Genomic DNA, 23,955 nt, shown 5'->3' with positions numbered 1-23,955 from the left:
GGCTCGGAGATGGTCGCCCTTCTCGAAGTGCTGGCCGTCACCTCGCCGATCTGGATCATGTTGCTGCGCCATTTCGCGCTCGCGCGAGTGGCGCGGCTCGGGCTGGCCGTCATGGCGGTTTGCGCGGGTCTCACCTTTTCCTCGATGGTGTTTCTCGGTGCGGTCTGCGCGCCCGCGCAAGACCTGACCTATGGGCCGGCCCAATGCCCGAGCCTGCCCGTCCCGCTGATCAACGCGCTGGTCTTCCCGATGCTGTTCGGGATCATCGCCTTCGTGATCTGGGCGCCCGCCCTGCTCGCCCTCGTCCTTCTGACCGAGGGTCATGCACGATATACCGCCCAAAAGCGGAACGCCGAAAAGAGCGGCGATGCCGCACCATCCCTTTCCCCCGACGCACCGAAGGATTAAGTCAGTCCTGTCAGGAGGCCCCATGCTGAAAACCCGCATCATTCCCTGTCTCGACGTCGCCGACGGCCGCGTGGTCAAGGGTGTCAATTTCGTCGATCTCGTCGATGCCGGTGATCCGGTCGAGGCCGCGCGCGCCTATGACGCGGCGGGTGCCGACGAGCTCTGCTTCCTCGACATCCATGCCACGGTGGAGAACCGCGGCACGATGTTCGATCTGGTCACCCGCACCGCCGAGCAATGTTTCATCCCGCTCACCGTGGGCGGCGGCGTGCGCAGCCACCACGACGTGCGCGACCTGCTGCTCGCCGGCGCCGACAAGGTCAGCTTCAACTCGGCCGCCGTCGCCAATCCCGATGTCATCGCCGAGGCCGCCGAGCGGTTCGGCAGCCAATGCATCGTCTGCGCCATCGACGCCAAGACCGTCGCCCCCGGCAAATGGGAGATCTTTACCCATGGCGGGCGCAAGGAGACCGGCATCGATGCCGTCGAATTCGCGCGCACCATCGCCGCCAAAGGCGCGGGAGAGATCTTGCTGACCAGTATGGACCGCGACGGGACGCGCGCGGGCTTCAATCTGCCGCTGACCCGCGCGATCGCCGATGCGGTCACGATCCCCGTCATCGCCTCGGGCGGCGTCGGCACGCTCGACCATCTCGTCGAGGGCGTGACCGAGGGCCATGCCAGCGCGGTTCTCGCCGCCTCGGTCTTCCACTTCGGCACCTTCACCATCGGCGAGGCCAAGGCCCATATGGCCGCCGCCGGCATCCCCATGAGGCTCGCATGAGCGACAATGCCCTGACCCGTCTGGCCGCGACCATCGACGCGCGCCGTGGCGCCGATCCCAAGGAAAGCTGGACCGCCCAGCTTCTGGCGAAAGGCCCCGAAAAATGTGCCGAGAAATTCGGCGAGGAAGCGGTCGAAGCGATCATCGAGGCCGTCAAGGGCGACCGTGGGCGGCTGACCTCCGAAGCGGCCGATGTGCTCTACCACCTGCTGGTGATGCTGGCCGCGCGCAATGTCTCGCTCGACGCGGTTCTGGCCGAGCTCGAACAGCGCGAGAGCCGCTCGGGCATCGCCGAAAAGGCCGCGCGCTGATCATCAGCCGCGCCGCTGCCCCTCGCGTCAGTTGAGGAGCAGGCGAAAGCGCATGCCGCCAAGGCCGTCGCGCAAAGCGTCGGTGTTGGTCGTGCCTTCGCGGGTGTCGGGAAGCGGGCGGACCATGACCGGCCGTTCGGCGACAAAACCCGAATGCAGGAACAACCGTCGCGCCGCGCGGTTTTCCATGGCGACATCGGCCCAGATCGAACCCAAAGCATAGCGGTCGCCAAGCTCTGTGCAGACGGCGGGCAGCACTTCGGTACCGATGCCGCGGCCGCGGATCTCGGGGGACAGCCAGATCGCCAGTGCTGGCTCGCGCCCCGGACCGATTTCGATCAGCCCGACCGGCCGCCCGCCGGAGCTGATCCTGAGCATGCTGGCGCCCTGCATCCCCGAGAAATGCGCGACCATGCCGCGCGCCTGTTCCGCGGCCTTGAAGTCCAAAAGCCCGCCGAGCGCGAGGCCCGGCACGATCCGCGACAGCCCGCCGCCGCTCGGGACTGCGACGCGCTCGATGACGCAGCGCGGTGTCGAGATGATCAGGGGCCGCCTCGCCGCGAAATCCGCAGCTTCCAGACGGTGGAGCAACAGCAGCCCGTCCTGTTCCGGATCGACCGTCCCGCTGGCCCCCTCGAGCTTGAAGCCGAGACGCTCGAGCGTGGCGCGCATCGCGCTGTTCGACAGCTGCGTGCGCGCATAGGCGACCTCGGCCCCGCTGGCGAAATAGCGCGACAGGGCCAGCGTGCCCGCGCGCAGGGCCACGCCTTTGCGCCGGTAAGGGCTGCCCACCCAGAAACCGACCTCGGGTGCGGCTATCACCAAACCGGCAAAATGCCCGTCCACCCTGATCGCGAATTCCCCCACGCCCGAGGGATCGGGCGCGGGATCTTTCTCGCCGCGATCATGGGGAAAGGGAAAGGAGCTGAGCCAGCTCGAGAAAAAAGGATCCGTCATCGCAAGAGCGATTGCAGACGTGTCGGCTGCCTGAGGTCGAGCAAGCGTTACACGCATCTGACGGATCCTTCGCCTCCCAGCTAACTCATTTTCCGGGGACCGCGACGATCTGGACCTGCCCGCCTTCGGCCGAAAGCGCGATCTCGCCGCGCGCCAGACGCAGGGCGTCATTGCCGAAAACCTCGGCGCGCCAACCGGCAAGGGCCGCCAGATCACGCCCGCCCGAGGCGATCGCATCAAGATCCGAAGCCGAGGCGATCAGCTTGGGCGCAACATCCGCCGCATCCGATTTCGCCTTGAGCAGGACGCGCAAAAGATCGGCAAGCGCAGCATTGCCCGGACGGCCCGGCTCTTCTTGCGTGGCTTTCGGCATATCCTTGGATTCGATACCCGCCTTGACCGCCGCCAGAATGCCGTTCGCGATCTCGCCCTTGCGGGCCTCGCGCAGCAAGAGCCGCGACTTGCCGAGATCGGCCTCGCTTTGTGGACGGGTCGAGGCCAGCTCGATCAGCGCATCATCCTTGAACACCCGCGAACGCGGGACATCGCGTTCCTGCGCATAGGCCTCGCGGAAGCGCGCCAGCTCGCGCACCACCGAAAGGAACTTGGGCGAGCCGGACCGCGTCCGCACCCGCTCCCACGCCTCTTCGGGGCGGTTGATATAGGTCTCGGCATTCAGCAGAACGCCGACCTCTTCCTCCACCCAGGCCGAGCGGCCGGTCTTGACCAGCTGGGCGGCAAGGAATTCGTAGATATTGCGCAAATAGGTCACATCGGCCAGCGCATAGGTCGCCTGGTCATCCGACAACGGACGGCGCGACCAATCGGTGAAACGGCTCGATTTGTCGAGCTGGTGACGCGCGATCTTCTTGACCAGAGTCTCGTAGCCGACCTGCTCGCCAAAGCCGCAAACCATGGCCGCGATCTGGGTGTCGAACAGCGGATCAGGCAGAACGCCGGCGTCGTGGAAGAAGATTTCCAAATCCTGACGCGCCGCATGAAAGACCTTCACGGTCTCGCGGTGGCGGAAAAGATCATAGAGCGGCTCGAGCGAGATATCGCCCACCAGCGGATCGATCAAAACCGCGCGGCCTGCCGAATTCTTGCCGGTGCCCGCCGGCGGCAGTGCCGCCTGAATGAGACAAAGCTTGGAATAATAGGTCCGCTCGCGCAGGAATTCGGTATCCAGCGTGACATAGGGCTGCTCTTTGGCCTGCGCACAAAACGCAGCCAATTCCTCGGTCGTGGTTATCGTCTCGACTTCTTGTGCGGACATCCGCCGTGGCCTTTCGAATTTGGGCGGGTCGTCCGCCAACTTTTGCTCAATTCGCGCTCGTGCAAAAGCAGATTTGATCAACAAATATCAAGAAGGCCGTGCGCGTGACCCGCTTTTCAACTCTCAGATGTCGGCGCAGTGGTGATTTCCCGCAACAGCCACGTTGCGGAATTGTGACGACCGGCGAAGCAATGCCCCGCCGGTCGCCAGATTCGTTCGCTTAGCCCGATACCTGCCCGAGCGGCTCGATATCGCCCTCGTCACGTTGTCGGTGGAATTCGGCGACGAAAGCATCAAGCGTTCCCCCGGCAATCGCACCGCGCAGCCCCGCCATCAGCTCCTGGAAGTAATGGAGGTTGTGCCAGGTCAACAGCATCCCCGAGATCATCTCGCCCGAGCGGAACACATGGTGGAGATAGGCGCGGCTGTAGCCCGTACAAGCGGGGCAGCCGCAATGCTCGTCCAGCGGACGCGGGTCGTCGGCGTGGCGGGCGTTCTTGATGTTGACCTGACCGCGACGCGTCCAGGCCTGTCCCGTGCGCCCCGACCGCGAAGGCAGAACGCAATCCATCATATCGACACCGCGCACGACCGCGCCGACGATATCGTCGGGCTTGCCGACCCCCATCAGATAGCGCGGGCGGTCATGGGGCAGATAGCCCGGCGCGTAATCGAGAACACCGAACATCGCCTCCTGCCCCTCGCCGACGGCAAGACCGCCGATCGCATAGCCCTCGAAACCGATCTCGCGCAACGCACCAGCCGATTCCTCGCGCAATTCGGGGGTGACGCCGCCCTGCATGATGCCGAACAAGGCATGGCCGGGACGATCGCCGAAGGCATCGCGCGAACGCTGTGCCCAACGCATCGACATGCGCATGGATTTCGCGACTTCCTCTTCGGTCGCCGGAAGCGCCGGACATTCGTCGAAAGCCATCACGATATCCGATCCGAGCTTGCGCTGGATCTCCATGCTGGTCTCGGGCGAAAGGAAATGTTTGGAGCCGTCGACATGGCTCGAGAAGGTCACGCCCTCTTCCGTCAGCTTGCGCAGCCCCGCGAGCGACATGACCTGAAACCCGCCCGAATCGGTGAGGATCGGACGTTCCCAGTTCATGAACCGGTGCAACCCGCCCAGCCGTTCGATGCGGTCCGCGCCGGGGCGGAGCATGAGGTGATAGGTATTGCCCAGCAAAATATCCGCGCCGGTCGCGCGTACCGATTCGGGCATCATCGCCTTCACCGTCGCGGCAGTGCCGACCGGCATGAAAGCAGGGGTACGGATCTCGCCGCGCGGGGTCGAAATCACGCCTGTCCGGGCACGACCATCCGTGGCCGAAATCGAGAAGGAAAAGTTTTTGCTCATGGGCGCAACAGATACTCCAGCGCCGACAGGATGCAAAGATGCTCCGTTACGACCCGAAAGCCCTGCGCAAAACGCACCGGCACGCGCACTGGCGGCCACGGACGAAGGGCTTCTTCATCACTCAAATACCCGTGTTTCCGCCTCAACCGGCGGCTGCGCGCATCAGCTGGGCCCGCGCAGGCGGAATGGCCGCTATCTCGAGGCCGGTAAACACATGGAGCGTGTTCATCTGGCGATCGACCACCGCATGATCCGAGACCCAGCCCCCCATCAGAAGATAGCTGCGCAGCAGAGGCGGCATCACCGCCATTGCCCGTTTGGGATCGGCCTTGCGGGCCCTGAGCGCGCGCGCGAAGCGGAAAATTTGCGGCGCCTTGACCCGCGGCAGCCAGCGCTTGGGCGCAAGATGGCGTTCGCGCAGCATGGCGAAAGCATCTTCGTAATCCTCGGTCGCTGTGCCGTGAAAGCTCGAACAGCCGAAAAGCATGCCGATCTGGTGCTCGTCGACATGGCGCGCCAAAGCCCCCCAGGCGAGCCGCACGATATCGGGGTCGTGCCATTCGGGATGCAGGCAGAAGCGCCCGATCTCGACCATGCGCCCGTTATAGCCCTGCAAAAGCGCGAGGTTGTAATATTGCGCCGAATAGCTCTGCCCGATCTCGGCCCCGCCCGTCAGGGTCAGCATGCGGAAACAGGCGACCAGACGCCCCTGCGCGGCTTCCTCGATCAGGACATGGGTGCAGCGCGCGTCGTAATCATCGCTGTCGCGCGCCTCGGGCAGCCCCTGATCACCGCGAAAGCTCAGCCAGCGCAGGCGCTGCGCCGCAGCCAGATCCTCCGCGCTTGCAGCGATCCGAAGATTGTAGCGGCCTTTACTCATCGACTGCATGGCTGACCGAATCCGCTCTGACTGAATGCGCCCCGAGCCCCCGAAAGCCGCTCCGGCGCGAGGGGCACAAGCGCCTGTCTTGTTCCCCACAACTCTAGGCTTATGTTGTAACAGGACCGCAACAAGATGATAGGGGCGAGATGTCCGAGATATCCGGCAAGATCACCAAATCCGACGCGGAATGGCGCGCGCTTCTCGATTCCGAGACCTATCGCGTCACCCGCCAGGCAGGGACAGAGCGTCCCTTTTCGCATCCCGGCTTCCCCGAGGGCGAGGGCCATTACGTCTGTACCTGCTGCGGCGCGACTTTGTTCGACGGCAATGCGAAATTCGAAAGCTATTGCGGCTGGCCCAGCTTTTCGTCGCCGGGCGGCGCGATCGACGAATATCGTGACGCCAGTCACGGCATGATTCGCACCGAAGTCCGCTGCCAAGGCTGCGACGCGCATCTGGGCCATGTTTTCAACGACGGGCCGCCTCCGACGGGATTGCGCTATTGCATCAACGGCGTGGCCCTGAAATTTGTGGCGGATGCCTGACAGCCGAGCCGTCGGGCGAGTTTTCCGATCAAGCCCGAGACGAGCATGCGACAGAAGATAGACCCCAAGGACTGGTGGGCGCTCCCCGCCGGTCCAAAGAATTCGATTTGCGACATTGCGGGCGTCAGCGCCGGCCATTCCACCATCGACCAGACCGAGATCCAGACCGGCGTCACCGCGATCCTGCCCCATCAGGGCAATCTCTTTGCGGATCCGGTTCCGGCAGGCGCGGTGGTGCTGAACGGTTTCGGCAAAAGCGCGGGGCTGATCCAGCTCATGGAGCTGGGCGAGATCGAGACCCCGATTCTTCTGACCAACACATTCGGCGTCGCGGCCTGCACCGAGGCGCTGATCCGGCAGGCGATTGCCGGAAATCCGGCGATTGGGCGCACCACCTCGACGGTGAATGCGCTGGTGCTCGAATGCAATGACGGGCGGGTGAACGACATTCAGGCGCTCGCGGTCACCCCCGCCACGGCGCAGGCGGCGATTGCCGCAGCAGGGACCGGCCCTCTGGCACAGGGAACCGTCGGCGCGGGGCGCGGCATGAAGACCTTCGGGTTGAACGGCGGTATCGGCACGGCCTCGCGGCGCGTGGGCGATCACATGCTGGGCGCACTCGTGCTGTCGAACTTCGGCCAGCGTTCGGAATTGCGCGTCATGGGCGAGCGCGTGCCGCTTTCGGGACCCGAGACCCGCGATCAGGGCTCGATCATCATTCTTTACGCCACCGATGCGCCGGTTGATTCGCGCCAGCTGACGCGGATCGCGCGGCGGGCGGCGGCGGGACTCGGACGTCTGGGCAGCCATCTCGGTCACGGCAGCGGCGATATCGCCATCGCTTTCTCGACCGCACGCCCGAGCAAGACCGAAGCCGGCCTGCTGCAGTCCGAGCGGCTGGACGACGATGCGCTCGATCCTTTCTTCCTCGCCGCGGTCGAATCCGTCGAAGAAGCCGTGCTGAACGCGATCTGGCACGCCGAACCCCTGCCCGGCCGTGACGGACAGGCAGGCATGACCCTGCCGCAAATCCTGCAGGGCTGATCCATCGGGGTCGAGCTTTGGGGTCAGATCCCGCCCCACATAGGAAAAGCCCGACCGCAAGGCCGGGCTTTTCCATTTTCCCCTGTCGGGCAATCCTTGGGGCGATTCGCGTGCGGCGCCGATCCGGCGGCCGCGCGAAGCATCCGCTCAATTGTCGAGCAATTGCCCCGCCGAGACGCGGCCGATGCTGCCCATCAGCTGGCGCACGATGCTGACATTGGTGATGCCCGATTCGGTGGTGCGGCGCGACAATTCAATCACGCGGCCGTCCTCGAGCCCAAAGGTCTCGACATTGGACACCACATTTTGGTCGTTGAACGAGATGGCGACGACGCGCCGCTCGATCTCGCGCGGCTCGCGGGCGCCGTAGTAATCCCAACGCGATCCGACATAGTACCATGCCGAGCCGGTCAGAACGCCCTGCGCGCTCGGGCGACCGATCAGCGAATCAAGCTCGCTCTGGTTGGTTTGCCCGATCTGAACCTGCGCCAGATCGTGCTCCGGCGGAACATAGCCATGGTTGCGATAGACATGAGTGCAACCGGCAACGATAAGTGGCATGATAAAGGCGAGCGCGCGGATATGCTGCCGGAAACTGGTCATCGTAATCGTCTGCCCCCAAATGCGTCTGTTGACGCCTTGAACCCGACTTAGCAAACTCGGACCCTGCGCTCAAGAATATCCCTAGAGTCTAACAGACTTGTAAGCAAAGACTTGAATATGACCCGCCAAGACGACCGAAATACACGCTTCCGCGTCGCCCATCTGAATCCCAGACAGCCGACCGAGTTCCGGATCGCCCCCGATGCCGAGACCCGCAAGGCTTTGGCCGCGGAGCTCGATCTGATCGATCTGCCCAATCTGCATTTCTCGGGCCGCATCACCGCCGAGGGATTGGATGCCTGGAAAGTGACGGGCAAACTGACCGCCCGCGCGGTTCAGGCCTGCGTCGTGACGCTCGCGCCCGTGACGACGGCCATCTCGGAAGAGGTCGAGCGCTTCTATTCGCCCCATGTGACCCAATCCGAAGAGGAAGAGGTCGAAATCCCCGAGGATGATGTCGAGCCGCTCGGGCAATATATCGACGTGAATGCCGTCATGGCCGAGGCTCTGGCATTGGCTTTGCCGCTTTATCCGCGTGCCGAAGGCGCAGAGCTTCCGGCCCCCGTGGCAGATGACGCAGAAGACGACAACACCCGCCGTCCCTTCGCCGGTCTGGCCGATCTGCTGAAAAAGCCGAACTGATCCGCCACAGGCGCGGAAAATGCTGTCGCGGCCCGACTTTCCGCGACAGCAAAACGCATCCCAAGCCGCTTCAGCCCGAGCGCTGCATCCGGTCCCAACCGGCCGCCATCTGCGGCCCGAGGTTCTTGGGTGCAAGCATCCCCGCCCCAAGAATATGGTCGGCCGCCTTTTCGCCGGTCATGATCGAGGGCGCGTTGAGGTTGCCGTTGGTGATGCGCGGGAAGATCGAACTATCGGCGACCCGCAGCCCCTCGACGCCGATCACCCGCAATTCGGGATCGACCACCGCCAAAGGATCATCCGCCCGTCCCATCCGCGCCGTCCCGCAGGGATGGAAGGCCGATTCGGCATGTTCGCGGATGAAAGCGTCGATTGCCTCGTCCGAGACCACATCCTTGCCCGGCTGGATCTCGTGGCCTTTATATTCGCTGAAGGCCTTTTGCTCGAAAATCTCGCGGGTCAGGCGCACGCAGGCGCGGAATTCGGCCCAATCGTCGGGATGGGACATGTAGTTGAAGCGGATCTCGGGCGCTTCCGCGGGATCCGCGCTGCGCAGCCGGACCGTGCCCCGCGATTTCGAGCGCATCGGCCCGACATGGGCCTGAAACCCGTGCCCCTCGGCTGCGGCCTTGCCGTCATAGCGCACCGCAAGCGGGATGAAATGGTACTGGATATCGGGATATTCGACCCCCGCACCGGACCGGATGAAGCCGCAGCTCTCGAACTGGTTTGAGGCCCCGAGCCCCTGCCCCGTCGCCATCCACTGCGCCCCGATCGAGCCTTTGCCCCAAAGATTCCAGTGTTTGTACAGCGTCACCGGCTGGGTCGCGGTATATTGCATATAGATTTCAAGGTGGTCCTGCAGGTTCGCACCCACGCCCTGCCGGTCGGCCAAGGGGGTGATTCCGTGTTCGATCAGGTGGTCCGCCGGACCGATTCCCGATTGCATCAGCAGTTTCGGCGTATTGATCGAGCTGGCGGAAATGATGACTTCGTTCGCGGCAAGGACGGCCTCGGTCCCGCGTGCATTCTTGATCTCCACGCCGACGGCGCGTTTGCCCTCGAACAAAACCCGCGTCGCAAGGCCGCGCCGCAGACGCAGCAGGCCGGTTTTCAGCGCGGGGCGCAGATAGGCATTGGCGGCGGACCAGCGGCGGCCCTCCCAGATCGTGGCCTCCATCGCGCCGAAGCCTTCCTGCTGGGCCCCGTTGTAATCTTCGGTCGTGGGATAGCCCGCTTCGCGGCCCGCACGGATGAAGGCGTTGAAGAGCGGGTTCTTGCGCTGGCCCCGCGTCACATGAAGCGGACCCTCGGTGCCGCGATAATCGCTGACCGCGCCATGCGAGGTCTCCATGCGGATGAAATAGGGCAGCACATCGGCATAGGACCAGCCATCCGCACCCTGATCGGCCCAGTGGTCGTAATCGCAGGCATGGCCGCGCACGAAAACCATGCCGTTGATCGAGGACGACCCGCCGATCACCTTGCCGCGCGGCGTCACCAGACGGCGGTTGCCCAGATTGGCCTCGGGCTCGGACGAAAAGCCCCAATCGTAGCGGCTCATGTTCATCGGATAGGACAAAGCGGCGGGCATCTGGATGAACGGCCCGATATCCGAGCCGCCGAATTCGACCACATCGACGCGCTTGCCGGCCATGACCAGCCGGTAAGCCAAGGCGCAGCCGGCAGAGCCGGCCCCGATAATGACATAATCAGCCTTCATCTTTTCCCTCCATGACCGATGCGTTGCGGGGCTGGGGCGCCTTAATAAGGTGCCTCGACCGAGCCCAGACCGACGTAAACGGATTTGATTTGCGAATAATGGGCGATGGCGGCGGCGGAGTTCTCGCGGCCGACACCCGATTGTTTGACGCCGCCAAAGGGCGCTTCGACAGGCGTCAGGTTATAGGCGTTGATCCAGCAGGTGCCCGCCTCGAGCTGGCCGATCACGCGATGGGCGCGCGCCAGATCGCGGGTGAAGACACCGGCGGCAAGGCCGAAGCTGGTGGCATTGGCGCGGGCGATGACCTCGGCCTCGTCGGTGAAGCCAAGGACCGTCATGACGGGGCCGAAGATCTCGTCGCGCGCGATGGTCATCGAATCATCGGCATCGGTGAAGACGGTCGGCGGCACGAAGCGCCCCTCGCCCGGACCACCGCTGACCAGCCGCGCCCCTTCGGAAATCCCCGCCGCAATCGCCGCGCGGACCTTTTCGGCCTGCGCCATGTTCACGACCGGCCCGTGCTGGGTCTCGGGGTCCAAAGGATCGCCCATCCGCACATCCTCGAGGCGCTCGGACAGACGGGCGAGGAAGGCCTCGCGCAGCCCTTCCTGAACGAAAACCCGCGTCCCGTTCGAGCAGACCTGACCCGAGGAATAGAAATTCGCCAAAATCGCCGCGCTGACCGCATCCTCGAGGCTCGCATCCTCGAAAATGATCAGGGGGGATTTGCCGCCGAGCTCCATCGTGACATGGCGCATGCCTTCAGCGGCTGCCGCATAGACGCGCCGCCCCGTCGGCACCGAGCCGGTCAGCGAAACCTTGGCCACGCGCGGATCGGTGACCAGTGCTGCACCCACCGCGCCACGGCCCTGCACGACGTTGAAAATCCCTGCGGGCGCGCCGGCCTCGATCAGGATTTCCGCCAGTTTCAGCGCGCCGAGCGGGGTTTCCTCGCTCGGTTTGAAGACCATCGCATTACCCATGATCAGCGCGGGCGCGGCCTTCCAGCAGGCGATCTGGCTGGGATAATTCCACGCGCCGATGCCAGCACAGACGCCCAGAGGCTCGCGGATCGTGTAAACGAATTCATCGCCCAAAGGCACGGTTTCGCCCGTCAGGGTCGGGCCGAGACCCGCGAAATATTCCAGCGCATCCGCCCCCGAGGGCCAATCCGCGACCTCGGTTTCCTGAATGGGCTTACCGGTATCGAGGGTTTCGAGCCGCGCGAGCTCCGCGCCGCGTTCGCGGATGATCGCGGCGGCGCGGGCCAGAACGCGGCCGCGCTCGACCGGACGCAGGGCCGCCCATGCCTTTTGCGCGCGTGCCGCCGATTCGGTCGCGCGGGCCACCTGTTCGGGCGTGGCCTCGCGCAAAGTCGCGATGACCCGGCCGTCATAGGGATAGAGGACCTGCAGTTCCGGCCCCTCGCCCTCGACAAATGCTCCGTCGATGAAAAGGCTGGCCTTGGGTTGGGCGTTGAGCGTCATGACAGGATCTCCCGCAGAAAGTCTTGAACGATGCGAACGGCTGCGCCGGCATCTTGTTTTTCGGACAAAGCGGCGCGGATATAGACCCCGTCGATCAGCGCGCCCAAAGTCTCGGCGACGTCGCTGGCGCGGTCGGGGACCAAAGGCAGCAGCGCCACCAGAAGGTTCGAGCGCAGACGCTTGCGGTAAACCCGCAAAAGCCGTGCGGCTTCGGGGTCGACCAGCGCCAAAGCGTAGAAATTCAGCCATGCCGCGATGGTGTTGCGGTCGAAGTTCGGCAAGGCGAAACTTGCGGTGACGATGGCCTGAAGACGCTCTTGCGGGGTCTCGACCGAAGCGAGCGCGTCACGCACCGCATCACGGTACTGTGTCAGGATCTGGCGCATCGCGGCCAGAAAGATCCGGTCCTTGGACCCGAAGTAATGATGCGCCAGCGCCGAGGACATTCCGGCCTCGCGCGCGATCTGGGCGACCGTCACATCCAGCGACCCCGTGCGCCCCACCATCGTGATGGCGGCGTTGATTAATGCCGCCTTTCGGATAGGTTCGACACCTAGTTTGGGCATCCAGTCCGGCCTTCTTCGAAAAAAATCGTTGCCAGACTGGGGTAGCTCATTCTTAATTGACTCGTCAATCAACAACAACAGGGAGAACACTATGACCGTTCGCAGCACGATGCTGGCAGCAGCCGTCGCGATGCTTGCAATGCCGGCATTCGCGGCCGAACCCGAATCCTGCAAGGACATCGTCTTTTCCGATGTCGGCTGGACGGACATCACCGCGACGACGGCATTGTCGACCTCTGTCCTCCAGGCGCTCGGCTACAAGACCGAGATCAAGATCCTGTCGCTGCCGGTGACCTATACGGCGATGGCCAAGGATGATGTCGATGTCTTCCTCGGCAACTGGATGCCCAGTCAGGAAAACGATCTGAAGCCCTATCGCGATTCGGGTACGGTCGAGACGGTGCGCACCAACCTGACCGGCGCGAAATACACGCTTGCCACCAACGAGGCGGGCAAGGCGCTCGGCATTGCCGATTACGCCGATATCGCCAAGCACAAGGCCGATCTCGACGGCAAGATCTACGGGATCGAGCCGGGCAATGACGGCAACCGCCTGCTGCTGGAAATGGTCGCGTCCGACAAATTCGGCACCGGCACGATGGAGGTCGTCGAAAGCTCGGAACAGGGGATGCTTGCACAGGTGGCCCGCGCAAGCGCGTCGAACAAGCCCGTGGTCTTCCTCGGCTGGGAGCCCCATCCGATGAACACCCAGTTCCAGCTGACCTATCTGACCGGCGGCGACGATATTTTCGGGCCCGACTTCGGCGGTGCACGGGTCGACACCAACGTCCGCGCGGGTTACGTAAAGGAATGCCCGAACGTCGGAAAATTCCTCGAGAACCTCGAGTTCACCCTGCCTATGGAAAGCGAAATCATGGGCAAGATCCTGAACGACGGGGAAGAGCCTGCAAAAGCGGCGCTGTCCTGGCTCAAGGCCAATCCGGATGCCGCGAAGCCCTGGCTGGCCGGCGTGACCACCGTGGATGGCGGGGATGCGCAAGCCGCGCTGGATGCGGTACTGGCCAAGTGATGCGGGGGTCCGGCAGAGAAGCCTTCGCCCGTCTGTCGGCCCCTCTCGCGATCGGGGCAATCGCGATCGCGGGTATTCTTGCGGGAGGGCTGGCGCCCTCTCCGCTCTCGGCCGCCCCCGTCGCTTTGCCCGATCAGGCGGGCTGGAACGATGCCCGCCAGCTCATCGCCACGCCGGATGGGCAGGACATCGCCTATGTCGAACTGGGCGAGGATCCCGAAACCGCCAGCGGCGTGCCGGTCATGCTCATCCACGGCTATACCGACAACAGCCGCAGCTGGTCCCTGCTCGCCCCCGCGCTGCGCGAAGCTTTGCCCAAGCGCCGCATCCTCGCACTCGATCTGCGCGGACACGGCTATTCGGCGAAACCCGCGTGCTGTTACGGCATCGACAGTCTGGCCGGTGATGTCGGCGGGCTGATGGCCGCGCTTAATATCGAACAGGCCGATCTGGTCGGCCATTCGCTCGGCTCGATGACCGCCGCCTATCTCGCCGCGACCCGACCCGAAAAAGTCCGGCGCGTGGTTCTGGTCAGCAGTGCGACCCGCCTTCCCGCCGAAAGCGCCGCCTGGCTGTGGGAAAATGTCCCCGCCCTGCCTGATCCGATCGACCCCGACAGCGCCTTCATGCGCGACTGGTACGCCAATCCGACCCCCGTCACCGAGGATTTCCTGAGCCGCGAGCGCGCCGAATCGGCCGCCTTGCCGCGTGAGGTCTGGATGGGTGTCCTGCAATCGCTGAGCGCGACCGACTGGAGCTCGCTTGCCCCCCGCATCACCGCACCGGTCGCGATCCTCTGGGGCGATCAGGACGGGCTGTTCGGGGCGCAGTCGCAAGACGAACTGCGCCGCGCCCTGCCCCAAGCCCGCCACCAGACCTTCGAGGGGCTTGGCCATAACCTTTTCTGGGAGCAGCCCCAGCGCGCCGCCGAAACCATCTCGACCTTCCTTACGGACTGAAACCACGGCCAGCCGGTCACCCCTTGCCAGCGGGCCGCGCGCCCGAACGCCGGAGTAACAAGCATCATGGATCAACTGACATCCATCTTCACCGACTGGAAAATTCCGGTCGGCAAGACGGCTAAAACCATCTTCGACTGGCTGAACGCCCACGCGTCGGTCGTGTTCAACACCATTTCGAAAATCATGGAATCGCTGATCGGAGGGATCTTGTGGCTGCTCGAACTGCCGCATCCGCTGATCTTCACCGTGATTGCCGTGGTGCTGACCTGGGCCTTGCAGCGCAACTGGAAGGTCTGCTTGCTGATCGGGTTGGGATTTTTGTTCATCCTCAACCAAGGCTATTGGGACGAGACGATGCAATCCCTAACGCTGGTCTTGTCGGCCTGCGTGGTCTGTATGGTCGTGGGCGTGCCGATCGGCATCGCCGCCGCGCATCGCCCGACGCTTTACGCGTGGATGCGGCCGGTGCTCGATCTGATGCAGACGCTGCCGACCTTCGTCTATCTGATCCCCGCGATCGTCTTTTTCGGCATCGGCATGGTGCCGGGCCTGATCGCCACGGTGATCTTCGTGCTGCCCGCGCCGGTGCGCCTGACCTATCTCGGGATCAGCTCGACCCCGCCCGCACTGGTCGAGGCCGCCAAATCCTTCGGCGCGACCCCGCGCCAGCTTTTGTGGAAGGTCGAGCTTCCCAGCGCCATGCCCCAGATCATGGCGGGGATGAACCAGACCATCATGCTATCCCTGTCGATGGTGGTGATCGCGGCGCTGGTCGGCGCCTCGGGTCTGGGTGTGCCGGTGGTGCGCGCGCTCAACAGCGTCAACACCGCCCTTGGTTTCGAAAGCGGCTTCATCATCGTCGTCGTGGCGATCATGCTGGACCGGATGCTGCGTGTGGGGAAAAACAATGACTGAGCGCAACGCCGTCGAATTCGACAATGTCTGCATCGTCTTCGGAAACCGCCCCGAGGATGCCCTGCCGCTGATGGATCAGGGCGAAAAGCGCAGCGTGATCAAAGAGAAAACCGGGCAGGTCCTCGGCGTGCACAATTGCTCGCTCTCTGTACGCGAGGGGGAAATCCTCGTGCTGATGGGGCTGTCCGGTTCGGGCAAATCGACGCTTCTGCGCGGGGTCAACGCGCTCAACGAGGTGGTGCGCGGCGAGGTCCGGATCTGGGACGGCAAGGAAATGGTCTCGGTGACCAAGGCCAATGCCTCCAAGCTGCGCAAGATCCGGCTCAACAATATCGCGATGGTCTTCCAGCAATTCGGCCTGCTGCCTTGGCGCAGCGTGCGTGAAAACGTCGGCCTCGGGCTTGAACTCGCCGGCATCTCCGCCGCCGAGCGCCGCGAGCGGGTCGACAACCAGCTTGCAACCGTGGGCCTTGCCGAATGGGCAGAGCGCAAGGTCGGCGATCTTTCGGGCGGGATGCAGCAGCGTGTGGGTCTTGCCCGCGCTTTCGCGACCGAAGCGCCGATCCTGCTGATGGACGAGCCCTTCTCGGCGCTCGATCCGCTGATCCGCTCGCGCCTGCAAGACGAGCTGCTCGAGCTTCAGGCCAAGTTCCAGCGCACGATCATCTTCGTGAGCCACGATCTCGACGAGGCCTTCAAGCTCGGCAACCGCATCGCCTTGATGGAGGGCGGACGCATCGTCCAGATCGGCACCGCGCGCGAAATCATCGCCAATCCGGTCGACGAATATGTCCAGCAATTCGTGGCCCATATGAACCCGATGGCTGTTCTGCGCGCCGAAGATGTCGCCGAAGAGGGCATAGCCCCAGGCCAGCCGCTTCCCCGCGACATGCCGGTCAAAGAGGTAATGGCGGCGCTGGCTACGGCCGAATATCTGCCGCTCGAAGGCGGTGGCCGCGTCTCGCGCGAGGGCGTGCTTGCCGCTCTGGTCGATCCGCGCGGCTAAACCACGGCTTGCGGAAAAAGCCGGCCCGCCCTTTGCGACAGGGGCGGGCTTTTTTTGTTGCGCTCTCAGGCCTTTGCGGCCCGCCCGCGCAGACCGGCCTCGCGCCAGGTGATATAGCAGATCGAGCCGATCATCAGCCCGCCGCCGACCAACACCCAGATATCGACCGGCTCGGAAAAGACCAAAAGTCCGAGCAGGCTCGCCCAAAGCAATTGCAGGAAAGTCACGGGCTGGGTCACCGTCAAAGGCGCGATCGCGAAAGCCCGCGTCATCGCGTAGTGGCCCGCAGTGGCGCAAAGCGCGGTCAGGCCGAGGGTCAGGACCTGAGACGGACTGGGCGTCACCCAAACAAGCGCCGCAACAGGCGCAAGCCCGATGGTCACGGTCAAAGACAAAAGCGCCACCACCACCGCCGCCGGCACCTTCTGCGAGAGGTTCTTGGCGATCAGATAGGAGCAGGCAAAAAACATCGACGCGCCGATTTGCGACAGATGCCCCGGCTCGAGCTGGCGCAGACCCGGCCTCAAAACGATCATCGCACCGGCCAAAGCCACGCCAATCGCCAGACCGCGCCGCCACGAGATCCGCTCGCCCAGAAACAGGGTCGCCGCGATGGTGACAAGGATCGGGTTGAGATAGCCGATCGCGGTGACCTCGGCCACGGTGATGCGGGCCATGGCAAAGAACCACAAGATCACCGCCACGGTATGGAGCGCGCCGCGAACAGCCACAAGCCGCCAGACCGCAGCCGGCAATCCCCGCCTTATCGCAGGCAACAGGACCGGCAGCAAAAACGTCAGCCCCAACGCGAAACGGATGAAGGCCGCCTCGGGCGCGGGCAGGCTCGTGCCCAGCCAGCGCACCGAGCCGTTGACCGCGACAAAGCAAAGCCCCGCCGTCAACATCCACAAGATGCCGCTGATGTCGTTACGGGTTTGCGCCGGATTGCTCATTGCCGCCGCTTGCCCTGTCGCTCGGGCAAAGGCAAGGCTCAGCCGCCGCGTATAAGCGAAAAGGCGATGGTCCACATCATGGCCCCGACCAACGCGTCAAGAATGCGCCAGGACAGCGGCTTGGCAAAGACCGGCTGAAGCAGCCGTGCGCCGTAGCCCAAAGCGAAGAAGAATGAAAACGAGGCCGTAATCGCGCCCAAGGCAAAGCCCGCGCGGCTTTCGGCCTTGGCCGAGATCGCCCCCAGCAAGATCACCGTATCGAGATAGACATGGGGGTTGAGCCAGGTCAGCGCCGCCGCCGTCGCCAGCACCGAGGCCAGCGTCGCGGCACCCGTCTCGGCCGCGCGCAACGCATGCCCGCCCTCGCGGGCCGAGCGGAAGGCGCGCAGCCCGTAAAGCAGCAGAAAGGCCGCGCCCCCCCAACGCATGGCGAGCAAAAAGCCGGGATGCGCCCCAACGATCGCCCCCGCCCCCGCAACCCCCGCCGAGATCAGGATCGCGTCCGAACCCGCGCAGAACAGACAGACCGCCCAGACATGCTGACGCAGGAGCCCCTGCCGCAACACGAAAGCGTTCTGCGCCCCGATCGCCACGATCAGGGATAAGGCAGCGCCCAGACCGGCCCAATAGTCATGCATCGTCTTCCCCTTCTTTGAGGCCGTCTTGCAACCCTGCGCAACATCAATCAAATTAATTCGGATAACCGTAGTTAAGGAAAACTGATGCACGACTACCCCGCCCTCGAAGCTCTGGCCGAAATCATCCGCCTCGGCTCTTTCGATGCGGCGGCGGCAAGGCTGGGCATCACCCCTTCGGCGGTCTCGCAAAGGATCAAAGGGCTCGAGGACCGGCTCGGTGCGGTGCTGATCCATCGCGGCCCGCCCGCAAGCGGGACCGAAACCGGCCTGCGCCTGATGCAGCATCTCGATCAGGTGCGGCTGCTCGAACAGGGCCTCGACAAACACATCCGTCCGCAATCGGGACCGGCGGTGCTGCGGATCGCGGTCAATGCCGACAGCCTCGCGACATGGTTTCTGCCCGCCATGACGGCGCTGCCGGTACTTTATGATCTCGTCGTCGACGATCAGGACCACGCACGCGACTGGCTCAGAAGCGGTCAGGTCAGCGCGGCGATCACCTCGAACCCGCAGCCGGTCGCAGGCTGCGACGCAAGCGCGCTCGGCCATATGCGCTATCTCGCCCTCGCCTCGCCCGCCTTCATCGCGAGCCATTTCGCCACGGGCTGCACCGCCGAAACCCTCAGTGCCGCGCCGGCCGTGATCTTCAACAGCAAGGATGCGTTGCAAGCGCACTGGGCCGAGCGCGCCACCGGCCAGCGCCTGCGCCTGAGAGGGCATCTCATCCCCGCCTCCGAGCCTTTCGCCCGCGCGCTGGCCCTCGGCCTTGGCTGGGGGATGGTGCCCGAAACCATGGCCCGCAGCGCGATCGCAAACGGCGAGCTGCGCCCGATCCTCCCAGATCTGCCGCTCGACGTGCCGCTCTATTGGCAAGTCAGCCGCGCCTTGGCCCCCGCGATCCGTCCGCTGAGCGACGCGGTAAAGAAAAGGGCCGCAGAAAACCTGCGACCCTGACATCTTTCATGCTTCAAGTATCCCCGCCGGAGGCTCCGGCAGTGCCGTCACAGCTGTGCGGCGATCTCTTCGGCGATGTCGAAATTGCCGGTGACGGTCTGGACGTCATCGTCGTCTTCCAGCGTATCGATCAGCTTCATCAGCTTCTGCGCGGTCTCGAGATCGGTGATCTCGGTCGGCGCCTGCGGCTTCCAGACCAGCTTCGCATGCTCGGATTCGCCCAAAGCGGCCTCAAGCGCTGCGTTGACCTCGAAAAGCGTAGTGTCCGAGGTATAGATCCAGTGACCTTCTTCGTCGCTTTCGACATCATCGGCACCCGCTTCCAGCGCCGCCATCATGACGGTATCGGCATCGGCGATATCGGCCTTGAACAAGATCTCGCCCTTGCGGTCGAACATGAAGCTCACCGAGCCGGTCTGGCCCATATCGCCGCCCGATTTGGTGAAATAGCTGCGCACGTTCGAGGCCGAGCGGTTGCGGTTGTCGGTCATGGCCTCGACGATGATCGCGATGCCGTTCGGGCCGTAGCCTTCGTAACGGATCTCGTCATAGTTCTCGGCGTCGCCGCCGACGGCCTTCTTGATGGCGCGGTCGATCACGTCCTTGGGGACCGAGTTCGACTTGGCTTCCTTCACCGCAAGACGCAGACGCGGGTTCTTGTCGGGGTCGGGGTCGCCCATTTTCGCTGCGACGGTGATCTCTTTCGAGAGTTTGGAGAACAGCTTCGAGCGGATGCCGTCCTGGCGTCCTTTACGGTGCTGAATGTTCGCCCATTTTGAATGGCCTGCCATTTTGCGGGGTCCCGTTTTTCAGATATGCGATGGTTTCAATGGCGCTTTTATGCGCCCGAAGGCGTCGCCGCAAGCGTTGTGCCTGCCTTGACCTCGGCCAATACGAAAAGCCGTACCGCCGTTGCCAGCCCGACGTCGGGAGGGCGGGCGTGGTCGATCGCCGCGATCAAACCCGCCGGAGAGGTGGCGCGCCGCTTGGCGATCTCGCGCAGATCACGCCAAAACGCATCTTCCAGACTGACGCTGGTGCGGTGCCCGTCGATCGTCACCGACCGTTTGAGCGGCGGCCCCATCGCGGGCAAGGCAAGCGGTGCGGGATCAGGCATCGCCGCCATCCGCGCCGCCGGGGGGAGCCTCGATCCGGTGGCCGTCGAGACGGCTTTCGGCCTTGGCGGCCTGCGCCCCGTTCAGCTGCCTTTCGGCTTTCGTCCGGCCGAATTTCGCCGCATTTTCATCGCCTTTTGCACGGTTTTTGGCCCGTTCGCGGTCCTTGCGGGCCTGCCGCAGATTGATCACGCCCATCGCGAACCCACGCTTTCTCCGGAATGAAAATACCCCCGCGGCAGAACCGCAGGGGCAAAGATCCGCATCCGCACCAAAGACGGGCCACAGGCGCCGTCCAATCGTTGCGGATGCGGGGCTTGTCGCATGGATCAATCCTCGGGGCCGACCATCTGTTCGGGCCGCACCACGCGGTCGAAGGTCTCGCCGTCGACGAAGCCCAGATTGATCGCTTCCTCGCGCAAAGTGGTGCCGTTTTTATGCGCGGTCTTGGCCACTTTGGTCGCGTTGTCGTAACCGATGGTCGGCGCAAGCGCGGTAACCAGCATCAGCGATTCCTGCATCAGCTTTTCGATTCGCGGCTTGTTGGCCTCGATCCCCACGACCATGTTGTCGGTGAAGGAACTGGCGGCATCGCCCAGAAGCTGCATCGACTGGAGCACATTGTAGCTCATCATCGGGTTATAGACGTTCAGCTCGAAATGGCCCTGCGAACCGGCAAAGCCGATGGCCGCGTCATTGCCCATGACATGAGCGCAAACCATGGTCAGCGCCTCTGCCTGCGTCGGGTTGACCTTGCCCGGCATGATCGAGGAGCCCGGCTCGTTTTCCGGCAAGATCAGCTCGCCCAGACCCGAGCGCGGGCCGGAGCCGAGCAGACGGATGTCGTTGGCGATCTTGAAGAGCGAGCCCGCAACGGTTTTCAGCGCTCCCGAGAAAAAGACCATCGCGTCATGCGCGGCCAGAGCCTCGAATTTGTTCGGCGCGGTCACGAAGGGGAGATCGGTGATCTCGGCGATCTTCGCGGCAATCGCGGTATCCCAACCCTTTTTGGTGTTCAGCCCCGTGCCGACGGCCGTGCCGCCCTGCGCCAGCTCGTAGATGTCGCCAAGTGCCAGCTTGACGCGCTCGATGCCTTTTTCGACCTGATGGGCATAGCCGCCGAATTCCTGACCAAGGGTCAGAGGCGTCGCATCCTGCGTATGGGTCCGGCCGATCTTGATGATGTCCTTGAACTCTTCCGCTTTCGCGACCAGCGCCTTGTGCAGCTTTTCGAGGCCCGGAATCAGGACGTCGCGCGACTGCATCGCGATGCCGACATGCATCGCGGTCGGGAAAGTGTCGTTCGATGACTGGCCCATGTTCACATGGTCGTTGGGGTGAACGGGCTTTTTGCTGCCCAGCTCGCCGCCCAGCATTTCGATCGCGCGGTTCGAGATGACCTCGTTGGCGTTCATGTTCGACTGCGTGCCCGAGCCGGTCTGCCAGACGACCAGCGGGAAGTTGTCGTCGAATTTGCCGGCAACGACCTCTTTGGCGGCTGCAACCATCGCATTGCCGATCGCCGGATCAAGATTGCCGGTCGCCATGTTCACTTCGGCAGCGGCCTGTTTGATCACGCCCAAAGCGCGGATGATCGGAACCGGCTGCTTTTCCCAGCCGATCGGGAAGTTGATGATCGAGCGCTGCGTCTGCGCGCCCCAATATTTGCTGGAATCGACTTCAAGCGGGCCGAAGCTGTCGGTTTCGGTGCGGGTCTTGGTCATGACATTCATCCCTCACGGTTTCGCCGAGGTTCTAGGCCGTCGGGCAAAGATTCGCAATCTGTATGCAGTCGCATGCAGAAACATGGAAACCGCCCTACCGGAACGCCGCAAATGAAAAGGCCCGCGGATCCTTGGATCGCGGGCCGGATGCGGTGTGCCTATTTGCGCCACTTGTCGAGGCTGACGACCTCGGCGCTGGTTTTTGGGGCCTCTTCGACCTCCTCCATCTCGAGATCGTCTTCTTCGTCGTCGTCGTCATCAAAATCGTCATCGTCGGAATCATCGCCCTGCGTTTCGAAGCGCAGGCCGAATTCGACCGAAGGATCGACGAAGGTGCGCAGGGCGTCGAAGGGAATATGCAGCGGCTCGGGCGAATTGCCGAAGTTCAGCGTGATTTCGAAATAATCATCCTCGATCACGAGGTTGTCGAACCAATGCTGGATGACGATGGTCATTTCCTCGGGATAGCGCTCGCGCAGCCAGTCGGCCATCTGCACGTCCGGATCGCGTGTATCGAAGGTGATGAAGAAATGGTGCTCGCCCGGCAGACCGTTTTTCGCAATGTCGCGCAGGACATTCGCAATCAGCCCCTGCATGGCGCGGTGCATCATTCCGCCGTAATCAATTCCGCGTGCCATGGTCGCCCCCTGATTCAAATCGAGGCCAGAATAGGGAAATGGCGGGGGATGAAAAGCCCCACCGCGCTCCTGCTTCCACCTGATCCATCATCGGCGAAATCGGGCGGCTTTAACAGCGCAACTTTTGCACGGATTCGGGCAGAGGGGCGAATACGGTCGGGAATCGGGAGCCGGAAATGACAAACGGCCCCCGAAGGAGCCGTTTTGACATTCAAGGTTTCCCTTGAAAGGATAAATGGCGCGGTTGACGGGGCTCGAACCCGCGACCCCCGGCGTGACAGGCCGGTACTCTAACCAACTGAGCTACAACCGCGCATTTTATCTGGCGAATTTGTTTATGGTAGTGGCGCGGTTGACGGGGCTCGAACCCGCGACCCCCGGCGTGACAGGCCGGTACTCTAACCAACTGAGCTACAACCGCGTATACCATCTCCAGATCGCCTCTGGAGTAAGGCGGTGTCTAAGAGGAGTGGCTGGGACCGTCAAGGGCCGATCTGCGACAAAGATCACGAAAAGTGAAAGAGGCGCCCGAGGGCGCCCCAAATAGCCAGCATTCCTTGAGAAATCCTCATTTCAAAACCGTGGCCGGATTGAAGTCCGGCAGGGCCTCCAGCTCCGCTTTGGTGAAATTCGTGGCGTAGAAGCGCTCGGAACCAATCTGAATCAGGTGAATCGCCTCTGTGCCGAGCAGAACCTTCTTGGCGCCGATTCCCAGAAAGCCGCCGATATCGGCGATATAGCCGACCAGCTGCCCCTGATCATCAAGCACGATGTCGTCCACCTTGGCGATGTCCTGCCACGTCGCGGGGCGCGCGGTCAGAGCGGTATCGAGCGCCGAATCGTCCCAAGGCGTGCTCGAGGGCTCGTTGGTGGTCCAGATCCGGCGGCTGGTGATCCAGGAGGCCAGAACGCCCGGCTCCGCCTCGGAGATGGCGGGCGGGCGGACATCGGGAGCGACGACCTCGGGCTTGGCGGCAGCCCCGCCTTCGGCGGCAGCCTCTTGGGCGGGCTTGGCGGCTTCGGGGGCCGAGGCTGCGGGTTTGGCGATATTGGCCTTGCGGTCGAGCTCTTCATCCACGGCTGCAGCAGCAGCGGCTCCGGCCTCTTTGGCGGCGGCCTCTGCCTCGGCAGCGGCGCGGGCGGCCTTTTCGGCGGTGCTTTGCGCGATATCGCCGGCAGCCTCGGCTGCCGCCTCTCCAGCGGCTTCCGCCTTGGTCCCGGCCTTGGCGGCTGCATCTTTGCCGGCCTCGATTACGGCGCCCAGCTCTGCGCCCAGTTTCGTGCCCTGTGCGCCGCCTGCCTCTGCGGCGGGGGCGGCTTGGGGAGCGGGGTCCTGTGCGCGGGCCGGTCCCGTCACGGCTAGGCCCGTGAGGGTGAAGGTCGTCGCTGCGATGACAAATGCTTTCATGCGCTTTGTCCTTTTCG

Annotated in this window: 27 protein-coding genes and 2 tRNA genes; 11 read left to right on the top strand and 18 right to left on the bottom strand. The window is 63.8% G+C overall.

The annotated features are described in order from the left end of the window. Positions 1 to 9 precede the first annotated feature (9 nt). Genes ACFFUC_RS04040 through ACFFUC_RS04030 form a run of 3 tightly spaced genes read left to right on the top strand, consistent with a single transcriptional unit; the run spans position 10 to position 1,503 of the window. A complete protein-coding gene (locus ACFFUC_RS04040; RefSeq protein WP_377683787.1) occupies positions 10 to 408 on the top strand; it encodes a hypothetical protein in 399 nt (132 codons plus the stop codon). A 22-nt stretch (positions 409 to 430) separates the two neighbouring features. Continuing rightward, positions 431 to 1,192: an imidazole glycerol phosphate synthase subunit HisF gene (gene hisF / locus ACFFUC_RS04035; protein ID WP_377683785.1), complete on the top strand. Its 762-nt coding sequence runs from the start codon at positions 431 to 433 to the stop codon at positions 1,190 to 1,192. Beyond that, a complete protein-coding gene (locus tag ACFFUC_RS04030) occupies positions 1,189 to 1,503 on the top strand; it encodes a phosphoribosyl-ATP diphosphatase (protein WP_377683783.1) in 315 nt (104 codons plus the stop codon). The genes hisF and ACFFUC_RS04030 overlap by 4 nt, the downstream gene beginning before the upstream one ends. Positions 1,504 to 1,530: 27 nt before the next feature. Here ACFFUC_RS04030 and ACFFUC_RS04025 read toward each other — a convergent pair whose 3' ends face one another. From ACFFUC_RS04025 to ACFFUC_RS04010, 4 genes are all read right to left on the bottom strand, one after another. Then, positions 1,531 to 2,517, bottom strand: coding sequence for a GNAT family N-acetyltransferase (locus ACFFUC_RS04025; protein ID WP_377683781.1), 987 nt, complete (start codon positions 2,515 to 2,517; stop codon positions 1,531 to 1,533). A 28-nt stretch (positions 2,518 to 2,545) separates the two neighbouring features. Beyond that, positions 2,546 to 3,736 (bottom strand): ribonuclease D, encoded by a 1,191-nt coding sequence (gene rnd, locus ACFFUC_RS04020; protein ID WP_377683779.1) that lies wholly within the window; start codon positions 3,734 to 3,736, stop codon positions 2,546 to 2,548. 220 nt (positions 3,737 to 3,956) lie between these two features. After that, on the bottom strand, positions 3,957 to 5,102 hold the full coding sequence (gene tgt / locus ACFFUC_RS04015; RefSeq protein ID WP_377683777.1) for a tRNA guanosine(34) transglycosylase Tgt: 1,146 nt from the start codon (positions 5,100 to 5,102) through the stop codon (positions 3,957 to 3,959). A 142-nt stretch (positions 5,103 to 5,244) separates the two neighbouring features. Continuing rightward, a complete protein-coding gene (locus ACFFUC_RS04010) occupies positions 5,245 to 5,991 on the bottom strand; it encodes a GNAT family N-acetyltransferase (protein WP_377683775.1) in 747 nt (248 codons plus the stop codon). A gap of 140 nt (positions 5,992 to 6,131) precedes the next feature. Between ACFFUC_RS04010 and msrB the strand changes: the two genes are divergently transcribed. Together msrB and ACFFUC_RS04000 are read left to right on the top strand one after the other, a co-directional pair. Then, positions 6,132 to 6,530: a peptide-methionine (R)-S-oxide reductase MsrB gene (msrB, locus tag ACFFUC_RS04005; protein WP_377683773.1), complete on the top strand. Its 399-nt coding sequence runs from the start codon at positions 6,132 to 6,134 to the stop codon at positions 6,528 to 6,530. 45 nt (positions 6,531 to 6,575) lie between these two features. Further along, on the top strand, positions 6,576 to 7,574 hold the full coding sequence (locus ACFFUC_RS04000) for a P1 family peptidase (protein WP_377683771.1): 999 nt from the start codon (positions 6,576 to 6,578) through the stop codon (positions 7,572 to 7,574). Between the two features lie 147 nt (positions 7,575 to 7,721). On the opposite strand, the gene ACFFUC_RS03995 is transcribed toward ACFFUC_RS04000, so the two are convergent. Beyond that, positions 7,722 to 8,177: an outer membrane protein assembly factor BamE gene (locus tag ACFFUC_RS03995; RefSeq protein ID WP_377683769.1), complete on the bottom strand. Its 456-nt coding sequence runs from the start codon at positions 8,175 to 8,177 to the stop codon at positions 7,722 to 7,724. Between the two features lie 117 nt (positions 8,178 to 8,294). On the opposite strand from ACFFUC_RS03995, the gene ACFFUC_RS03990 reads away from it, so the two are divergent. Then, positions 8,295 to 8,819, top strand: a complete 525-nt coding sequence (locus tag ACFFUC_RS03990) for a YceD family protein (RefSeq protein ID WP_377683768.1) — start codon at positions 8,295 to 8,297, stop codon at positions 8,817 to 8,819. Between the two features lie 70 nt (positions 8,820 to 8,889). On the opposite strand, the gene betA is transcribed toward ACFFUC_RS03990, so the two are convergent. Genes betA through betI form a run of 3 tightly spaced genes read right to left on the bottom strand, consistent with a single transcriptional unit; the run spans position 8,890 to position 12,595 of the window. After that, positions 8,890 to 10,542 (bottom strand): choline dehydrogenase, encoded by a 1,653-nt coding sequence (betA, locus tag ACFFUC_RS03985; protein WP_377683766.1) that lies wholly within the window; start codon positions 10,540 to 10,542, stop codon positions 8,890 to 8,892. A gap of 41 nt (positions 10,543 to 10,583) precedes the next feature. Beyond that, positions 10,584 to 12,029 carry a betaine-aldehyde dehydrogenase gene (betB, locus tag ACFFUC_RS03980; protein ID WP_377683764.1) on the bottom strand — a complete coding sequence of 482 codons (1,446 nt, stop codon included), beginning with the start codon at positions 12,027 to 12,029 and terminating at the stop codon, positions 10,584 to 10,586. Then, complete coding sequence (betI, locus tag ACFFUC_RS03975; protein ID WP_377683762.1) at positions 12,026 to 12,595, bottom strand: choline-binding transcriptional repressor BetI; 570 nt, start codon at positions 12,593 to 12,595, stop codon at positions 12,026 to 12,028. The genes betB and betI overlap by 4 nt, the downstream gene beginning before the upstream one ends. Positions 12,596 to 12,686: 91 nt before the next feature. Between betI and ACFFUC_RS03970 the strand changes: the two genes are divergently transcribed. The 4 genes from ACFFUC_RS03970 (at position 12,687) to choV (ending at position 16,508) form a co-directional block, all read left to right on the top strand. Beyond that, positions 12,687 to 13,625, top strand: coding sequence for a choline ABC transporter substrate-binding protein (locus ACFFUC_RS03970; protein WP_377683761.1), 939 nt, complete (start codon positions 12,687 to 12,689; stop codon positions 13,623 to 13,625). Next, positions 13,625 to 14,584 (top strand): alpha/beta fold hydrolase, encoded by a 960-nt coding sequence (locus tag ACFFUC_RS03965; RefSeq protein WP_377683759.1) that lies wholly within the window; start codon positions 13,625 to 13,627, stop codon positions 14,582 to 14,584. Before ACFFUC_RS03970 ends, ACFFUC_RS03965 begins: the two co-directional genes overlap by 1 nt. Positions 14,585 to 14,650: 66 nt before the next feature. After that, positions 14,651 to 15,502 (top strand): choline ABC transporter permease subunit, encoded by an 852-nt coding sequence (gene choW / locus ACFFUC_RS03960; protein WP_377683757.1) that lies wholly within the window; start codon positions 14,651 to 14,653, stop codon positions 15,500 to 15,502. Next, complete coding sequence (gene choV, locus ACFFUC_RS03955; protein WP_377683756.1) at positions 15,495 to 16,508, top strand: choline ABC transporter ATP-binding protein; 1,014 nt, start codon at positions 15,495 to 15,497, stop codon at positions 16,506 to 16,508. Before choW ends, choV begins: the two co-directional genes overlap by 8 nt. Before the next feature lie 65 nt (positions 16,509 to 16,573). Here choV and ACFFUC_RS03950 read toward each other — a convergent pair whose 3' ends face one another. Then, entirely contained in the window at positions 16,574 to 17,461 is an 888-nt protein-coding gene (locus tag ACFFUC_RS03950; protein WP_377683754.1) for a DMT family transporter, read from the bottom strand. Positions 17,462 to 17,499: 38 nt separating this feature from the next. Continuing rightward, positions 17,500 to 18,099, bottom strand: a complete 600-nt coding sequence (locus tag ACFFUC_RS03945; RefSeq protein WP_377683752.1) for a LysE/ArgO family amino acid transporter — start codon at positions 18,097 to 18,099, stop codon at positions 17,500 to 17,502. An 84-nt stretch (positions 18,100 to 18,183) separates the two neighbouring features. Here ACFFUC_RS03945 and ACFFUC_RS03940 point away from each other — a divergent pair, with 84 nt between their 5' ends. Next, positions 18,184 to 19,053 (top strand): LysR family transcriptional regulator ArgP, encoded by an 870-nt coding sequence (locus ACFFUC_RS03940; protein ID WP_377683750.1) that lies wholly within the window; start codon positions 18,184 to 18,186, stop codon positions 19,051 to 19,053. Positions 19,054 to 19,100: 47 nt separating this feature from the next. On the opposite strand, the gene ACFFUC_RS03935 is transcribed toward ACFFUC_RS03940, so the two are convergent. From ACFFUC_RS03935 to ACFFUC_RS03900, 8 genes are all read right to left on the bottom strand, one after another. Beyond that, on the bottom strand, positions 19,101 to 19,844 hold the full coding sequence (locus tag ACFFUC_RS03935) for a YebC/PmpR family DNA-binding transcriptional regulator (RefSeq protein WP_377683749.1): 744 nt from the start codon (positions 19,842 to 19,844) through the stop codon (positions 19,101 to 19,103). Between the two features lie 47 nt (positions 19,845 to 19,891). Beyond that, on the bottom strand, positions 19,892 to 20,170 hold the full coding sequence (locus ACFFUC_RS03930) for a ribbon-helix-helix domain-containing protein (RefSeq protein WP_377683747.1): 279 nt from the start codon (positions 20,168 to 20,170) through the stop codon (positions 19,892 to 19,894). Next, entirely contained in the window at positions 20,163 to 20,366 is a 204-nt protein-coding gene (locus tag ACFFUC_RS03925) for a DUF4169 family protein (protein WP_377683745.1), read from the bottom strand. Before ACFFUC_RS03925 ends, ACFFUC_RS03930 begins: the two co-directional genes overlap by 8 nt. 131 nt (positions 20,367 to 20,497) lie before the next feature. Then, the gene (gene fumC / locus ACFFUC_RS03920; RefSeq protein WP_377683743.1) at positions 20,498 to 21,892 is read right to left on the bottom strand and encodes a class II fumarate hydratase; all 1,395 of its coding nucleotides are present in this window, start codon (positions 21,890 to 21,892) and stop codon (positions 20,498 to 20,500) included. A gap of 158 nt (positions 21,893 to 22,050) precedes the next feature. Continuing rightward, positions 22,051 to 22,530, bottom strand: a complete 480-nt coding sequence (locus ACFFUC_RS03915; RefSeq protein WP_377683741.1) for an SspB family protein — start codon at positions 22,528 to 22,530, stop codon at positions 22,051 to 22,053. Positions 22,531 to 22,766: 236 nt separating this feature from the next. Beyond that, positions 22,767 to 22,843, bottom strand: a tRNA-Asp gene (locus ACFFUC_RS03910). Between the two features lie 31 nt (positions 22,844 to 22,874). Further along, positions 22,875 to 22,951 (bottom strand) — tRNA-Asp (locus ACFFUC_RS03905). 147 nt (positions 22,952 to 23,098) lie between these two features. After that, the gene (locus tag ACFFUC_RS03900; protein WP_377683739.1) at positions 23,099 to 23,938 is read right to left on the bottom strand and encodes a PRC-barrel domain-containing protein; all 840 of its coding nucleotides are present in this window, start codon (positions 23,936 to 23,938) and stop codon (positions 23,099 to 23,101) included. Between the last annotated feature and the right edge of the window lie 17 nt (positions 23,939 to 23,955).

This window comes from Paracoccus cavernae, assembly GCF_042430175.1.
Taxonomy (GTDB): domain Bacteria; phylum Pseudomonadota; class Alphaproteobacteria; order Rhodobacterales; family Rhodobacteraceae; genus Paracoccus; species Paracoccus cavernae.
The sequence above is the reverse complement of the archived record's forward strand: the minus strand, read 5'-3'. Positions and strand labels throughout refer to the sequence as shown.